Source organism: Bradyrhizobium sp. LeoA1Lang (assembly GCF_055413685.1).
The window spans coordinates 1-6,456 of record NZ_JBVAPG010000273.1 but is presented as its reverse complement, the minus strand read 5'-3'; the positions used below and the strand labels follow the sequence as shown (position 1 = coordinate 6,456).

Below are 6,456 nucleotides of genomic sequence, written 5' to 3'. Positions count from 1 at the left end.
CCTCGCCAACCCATAGCTGCGCCAAACCATAGCGGCGCGCAAATCCCGCCCCGCTCCACCGTCGAGGTCTTCAACATCCGCTACTTCGGATGCCGTCTACCCGAAAACCGAATTGGTTCTCAGGCTCCACGGTGCCGGTCCTTGCCAAAGGCAAGACCCGGACCGGCCGGCTCTGGACCTATGTGCGCGACGACCGGCCATTTGCCGGACCGGATCCCCCGGCGGCGGTGTTCTTCTACTCGCCGGATCGTGGCGGTGAGCATCCGGAACAGCATCTGGCAGGCTATGCCGGACTGATGCAGGCCGACGCCTACGCGGGCTTCAGCAAACTCTACGCGGCCAGTCGCAAAGTAGGCCCGATCGTCGAGGCGGCGTGCTGGGCCCACGGCAGGCAAGTTCTTTGACCTCGCACGGCTCACCAAGGCACCGATTGCAGCCGAGGCGGTCAAGCGCATCGATGCCCTGTTCGCCATCGAGCGCGAGATTAACGGTCTGACGCCGCAAGAGCGTCTGCGTGTACGCTAGGAGCGCAGTCGCCCCCTGGTCGTTGAGCTGCAGGCTTGGCTGCGTGAGCAGCGCGCCAAGCTCTCCAAAAACAACGACACGACCAAGGCGATCAATTACAGCCTCAGCCGCTGGGATGCATTTACCCGCTTCCTCGATGACGGGCGCCTTGCATGTCGAACAATGCCGCCGAACGTGAGCTACGGGCCGTCGCCGTAGGAAGAAGAAACTGGACCTTCGCCGGCTCCGATGAGGGCGGCCGGCGTGCGGCTGCCATCTACACCCTGATTGCCAGCGCCAAGCTCAACGACGTCGATCCGCAGGCCTGGCTCGCCGACGTGCTCGCGCGCATCAATGATCATGCTATCCAGAGGCTGGACGAGCTTCTGCCCTGGAACTGGCGAAAGCCAACGCCTGATCATGTCGAAGCAGCGTGAGCCAAGAGGACACATGAGAGCGAGCGGTCTGTCCGCGGCAGATAAATTGGCGGTGACGGCCGCCTGCCAGCAGTTGATCGACGACTTTTTGAAGCCCCGCTTCCTGCCCACTATCCGACCGACGCAGTTCAACTATCCCGTCGATATCCTGGGAAAGTGGCACGGCACCAAATATCGCTTCATTCAACGCTACCGCTCCGGCTTTCCAGAGAACCTCGGCGAAGAGTTTGACGCCCCGTTCGCTCGCCTCGACTGGATCAGCCGTGATCGCTTCGACATCCAGTGGCACCGTCACACCGGAGAATGGTTCTGCCTCCATCGCGGCCTCACTCTCGCCGAAGCGATTGACACGCTAAGATCCGACGGATTGCTCCATCCACTTTAAACACGGAACTCCGCAAGGTCAGGTATCCCGGGTCCTCACCGGACGGATACCAGCAATCTGTGTGCCGCACGCGAAAAGTGCTCTGGGCGAGGCTTGATGAGAGAAAGACTACTGTTGCGGCGGTGCGCGTGGAATGATTTCGCTGCCGTAGTCGGATTCCTGCCATCAATGTCCTCAACCGGACACGAGTGGTAACAATAAGAGAGGGCAAGGGACGCCGATCGCCTCTCGTGCCGCCACGGCGGCAACAATGCGTTCGCAGTTGGGCGCATCCAGGTGGCTATGTTCAGCGCCGTCCTTTAGCCAGCGGCTGGCCCTCAGATTGGCTGAAGAATTCCATCGTCGCTGGCGCTGCAAATACTTCCCTCATCCTCACCTAGATGGAAGGTGAATGGCGGTTGTGATACGCCCGCATCACCCCTGATGACCTCAATGGATAAAGTACGGCCTCGAGATAGCGGCTTGCCTTGGCAGCTCAGCCAGTCAAAGTGCACGGCGTGCCCCAATCGCGTTAAAGTACCGCCGCGGATCCCTTCATAAGGGAACGCCCCTGAAGCTCCGTCGCATTCACCGTTGAGAAGGACGCCCACGGGTGTCAATACAGTCGCGCGCTCGGGGCATGTTCGTCGGCACGCTCCTTCCGGTCTCATTCAGGCGGACGTGCATAGGCGTCGTTGAGCGATGCACCTCAACTGCCGAAGTTGCATCTAAGTGTCTTGTATTCCGTCCACACACTGAAATGTGTGTCCGCGACACCTGGGCGGCCGACATGCAGGGCTGGGGAACCGCTGCGCGGCTAACTTCGCAAGTCCACCAGTGAAGCACCTGTGACATAAGCGCAGGGCCGAACCGTGCTACGCTCACGCTTCTTTGCCCATGGGTCCAGGTCTACAGCATCACGGATTTCCGATTGAGAGCTCGCCAGTTCTGGGGAGGCGGAGAGAAGCACTACCGCCCTCGGGTCGATATGTCAGTCGCGTCCGCGGGTTGCTAGGACGATTGGGCCAGGCCGCGGCTTCGTCACCTATCGAGCAGCAGAAGAACAGGTGGGTGCCTGGTATGCGAGTAGATCCACGGCCCAATCGGCCTACTGCAGCTCGCGTGGTTGACTGGACCTTAGACGCGAAACTATCGTGTCCGGCGGCCAAGACACCTCACGACTGCGATCACAATCAGCGTACGTCGCAGTTGCGCATATAGCTCACGAGCTCGAATCTCACGTAGCGCCAGGTTGCAGGCCTGCAAAAGCAAAGGCAAAGCTGTACCACGCAGGTCTATGGCTCGTTGGCAAATCAAGTTCGGCGGCGTAGCTTACTATTTCTCAACCTTGTTGCGTGTCAGGGCGATCATGCACTTAGATCTTTGCCAGGACGGGAAGAGCTCTCGCCGGCTATTGCTGGGCATTGAACCGAGCGAATTCGCAATGTGGCAAATAGACGAATACTGGAATGCGCAATGACCAATGTGATCATGCATCTGTTCGCGCACCACCGGCGCGCGATCCGGTGACCAGAAGCTCGCAATCACCAGAAGTTCGCAACCAACAGAAGTTCGCAACCAACAGCTTCCCGCCGCTAGGCAAGTCGATGTACGGCCTGCCTGCTGGATAGGGAGGGGCGCATCGAGATCACGATCAATAACCGAAATGGCAGGATCGATTTCCATCCAAGCAATGGATATTAAAATGCGAAGGAATGGGAACCTCTTTGGTTCAATGCGCCGAACAAGGCATCTTGCCGAATAGGATTGGAATTCGGTTCGCCCCATCTAGCACAAACCCGATGGCTCCATGACTACTGGAGCAAAGCGAACCTGAACCAGATCGATTTAATCTGGATGGATTTGCAGGAAGCGGTCACCGCTGGGCAGCAGAGCGTGACTCTGCTTTCCCAGGCTCAGACTGATCCATTAGGCGACGATGGCGGCGAGGTAGACTGCAGCCAAGAAGTTTCTGGCAAGTTTGTCGTAGCGAGTTGCAACGCCCCTGAAATCCTTGAGTCGGCAGAAACAGCGCTCGATAACATTGCGCCCTTTGTAGACGCGTTTGCCGAAGCTCTGGAGGATCATGTTTGGAATGACGGGCTTCGCGCCGCGATTAACGATTTCGGCGCGAAAGCCGTCGTGGCCTTTGTCCCCAATGAGGGTAGTCATGGGGGTGCGAGTTTCAAAAGGGCCGGCCGCGCGGCAATATCTGCGTCTTGTCCCGGAGTAAGATGAAATGCGCAAGGTTTGCAATCAGGGTCGTCCAGCGCGTAGATTTTCGTCGTCCGCCCACCGCCCGAGCGGCCGATCGCCTATTCATGTTCTCCTTTTCCGCCGCTCGCGGAGCGACGCGCTTTGATCGAGGTGGAGTCGATGGACAAAGTCGCGCCGTCCTTGCCGCAGCGGGCGAGCGTTTCAAAGACCGCCTTCCAATGGCCGCGCTTGGCCCAGCGATTGAAACGATTGTAGATCGTCGTGTAGGGACCATAGTCAGGCGGGCAATCGCGCCAGCGTGCGCCGCACTGAGCGTGTGAACGATACCGCTGATGATCCGTCGATCGTCTTCGCGCGCGGGGCCCGTCTGGTTCGTTGACAGACGCGGCTCTCTCTATCTGAACCCACTGCTTGTCGTTGAGCCAGAACAGTCCTTTGCGCATCGAAGTCCGCCATGCCGAATCAACTCGGTGCCAGGGAATCAGAACCAGCTGATTAGGTACAGACCCTTAGAACAGAAAAGGGCCGCATCCCAGCGGCCGCTTCGCGGTTACAGTCGCTACTCCTGATAAAATGCCAGCCCGGCAGGGCGGGCTGGCCAGTGCTGCCGCCAGAGTACCCTAAGCCGGGCGCTCCATATCGCCAATAAGGATGACGTCGTCGCCTGGAACGTACCGTGAATCGGAAATGTGATTCCGCATTTCTGAATTCTTCTCTTCGTGTCCTCCTCCGTAAATCGGAATCCCTTCTTGTAGAAAAATTCTGAAGCTCCCTCGTCTTGAGAAATAAGGGATAGACTGGAAAGGCCCGCTGAATCCCTAATCCGATCGGCAATGTCCAGCATAGCCGCCCCGACTCCTTTGTACCTCGACCAGTCGAGACTCTCTATGGTGAGAATTCGCAAAGTGTCGCGCCGTGGCGCCACGTTCATACTTCCCACCTTGTTGCGTTGATGGGCATTAGAAAACAAAGAAACGAGTTGGACATTGCCGCTATTGCTGATTGCTGTGTACAGCCTGACTTGCTCACCCCGCCGCTTGTCAAAAGCGAAAGAGGCTGGTCCCTCGGCTGCTAAAGCGGCCGTAAAAGCGGTCGTATCCGCGCGACCGGCGCCCGCCAGCGCATCGCGCTGCTTGTGCAGACTCCGCTCGCCGGAGGGCACATTGTAGTGATTGATTCTCATCGCAACGGGATTGCTATTCGGACAAGCTTTCGAAAAGCTGACGTGCCCAAGGTTTGCAATCGGGGTCGCTCAGCGCGTGCCACAGCGCGAGCGGCCGATCGCCTGTTCAAGCTGCCGCATTTTCCGCTGCTCGCCGAGCGATGCGCTTTGATCGAGGTGGAATCGATGGACAAAGTCATTCCGTCCTTGTAGCAGCAGGGCGAGCGCTTCAAAGATCGCCCGCCAATGGCCGCGCTTGGCCCAGCGATGGAAACGATGGAGATCGTCGTGTAAGGGCCATAGTCGGGCGGCCAGTCGCGCCAGCGTGCGCCACGCTGAAGCATGTGAATGATCCGCTGATGATGCGTCGTCGCCATCGCGCGCCGGCCCCGGCTGGTTCGTTGGCAGATGCGGCTCGATCTGAGCCCACTGCTTGTCGTTGGGTCAGAATAGTCCGTTGCGCATCGAAGTCCCCGTACCGATTCAACTCGGCGCGAGGGAATCAGAGCTCGCTAATTAGGTACAGACCCTAATTGGTAGCTGAAATATCGCGCTTGCTCGGTATCTCTGGTAGTCCCGCAATCCTCAGCAAGCTGAGCGGGGCGCGTAGCCTTTTTGGATACGAAATCCGAGTACTCCCGTGGATTAGCGGCGACTACTTGATTTCATCGGCATAAAGGGCCCTCGCTTCTCTCCTAAATGCAGACCTGTCGATCTCCTCGATGGGGGCTCGGGAAACGAGCGAGTACGGCCGCTCCGTTGCCGAGGACGAAATGCCATAATAATCCCGCGCCACGAACGGTTTCCGCAAAGCTTGGCTATCTCCTCACGGCCTCCATTCATCAGCCTGACTAGCGGTTGTGGATTGGCTGGATGAGCCAGGGCTTCGGCCATGCATCAGATTCGCTCTCCTGTCGGCAAAGTTGGGATGCTGAGCATCGTGCCGCGCAACCCAAGAGGAGCCCAATAGGAACCCTAGCTGACGACAGTACGCGCTCGGCCTCCGCACCACCGATCGCACCGGTTATGTAGGCCAACAACGAAACTGAGGACGAGGATAACTGCGGGGCAGCGCGACCTTACCCGAAACAAAGTAGCCAAGGCGACGGTTCGGCCAATTCCATCTACTCGTGTATGCGTCAGTGCTGGCCACCATCCGAGTCATTGGCCTGAGCGGGCGTGAGCAGTTGATCTTATAGACCTGGGCTCGACCGGTCCAAACCACCTCTGCCGAACAGGAGCAGATCAATTCCCCGAAGCCGCTGAGAGGGCACTCAAGCAGCACCAGGCTCGGAAGAAACAAGACGAACAATGGCGCAAACGTCAGAGGGACACACTCGAGAATGATCGGGGAGCGAGCCCGAAGCGAGATGTGGCGCAGGACCTGACAGATAAAGGAAGAAGAAACGTGGTGAGACAATAACGCCAATGAAGTCGGCGAGAAAAACCTATCCAACATCGCCGAAAACTCGCGCTGCTCTATTGCTGGGCTAATGGCATGGGATAGCATTCCCGGAGTCCAGAAGATGGACAGGAAATCCGCCCGGAGCCTTGGTGTCTCAGCATCAGTCTACAGAATCAGATCGCCCCCCAAAACGAAATCTTTGTCCAACGCAGGCGGGGCGGCCAACGGGCCCGGTTTGAAGCTAGTACCCACTTTTCTTGGATCGTGAGTCGTGATTCAAGATATGGATGATCCCCGAAGCAAGAGAAGTCCACCTTTCGCGGAAAGATCGCAAGGTGCTTGAGGCGTGTTGTCGCTCGCCGGTGAC

At 58.2% G+C, this 6,456-nt stretch carries 4 protein-coding genes and 2 pseudogenes; 2 read left to right on the top strand and 4 right to left on the bottom strand.

What is annotated here, in order from left to right; translation table 11 throughout:
- Window positions 1–125: 125 nt before the first annotated feature.
- Window positions 126–941 (top strand): annotated as a pseudogene (gene tnpC / locus ACZYOF_RS41425) (IS66 family transposase); the annotation flags it as partial.
- A 52-nt stretch (window positions 942–993) separates the two neighbouring features.
- Window positions 994–1,326, top strand: a complete 333-nt coding sequence (locus tag ACZYOF_RS41420) for a DUF3024 domain-containing protein (protein WP_463719354.1) — start codon at window positions 994–996, stop codon at window positions 1,324–1,326.
- A gap of 1,908 nt (window positions 1,327–3,234) precedes the next feature.
- Here ACZYOF_RS41420 and ACZYOF_RS41415 read toward each other — a convergent pair.
- The 4 genes and pseudogenes from ACZYOF_RS41415 to ACZYOF_RS41400 all read right to left on the bottom strand — a co-directional run.
- Window positions 3,235–3,477, bottom strand: a complete 243-nt coding sequence (locus ACZYOF_RS41415) for a transposase (protein ID WP_463719353.1) — start codon at window positions 3,475–3,477, stop codon at window positions 3,235–3,237.
- Window positions 3,478–3,620: 143 nt separating this feature from the next.
- A complete protein-coding gene (locus ACZYOF_RS41410; RefSeq protein WP_463719352.1) occupies window positions 3,621–3,965 on the bottom strand; it encodes a transposase in 345 nt (114 codons plus the stop codon).
- A 116-nt stretch (window positions 3,966–4,081) separates the two neighbouring features.
- Window positions 4,082–4,705 carry a GNAT family N-acetyltransferase gene (locus tag ACZYOF_RS41405; RefSeq protein ID WP_463719351.1) on the bottom strand — a complete coding sequence of 208 codons (624 nt, stop codon included), beginning with the start codon at window positions 4,703–4,705 and terminating at the stop codon, window positions 4,082–4,084.
- Between the two features lie 49 nt (window positions 4,706–4,754).
- Window positions 4,755–5,125: pseudogene (locus ACZYOF_RS41400) on the bottom strand (transposase); the annotation flags it as partial.
- Between the last annotated feature and the right edge of the window lie 1,331 nt (window positions 5,126–6,456).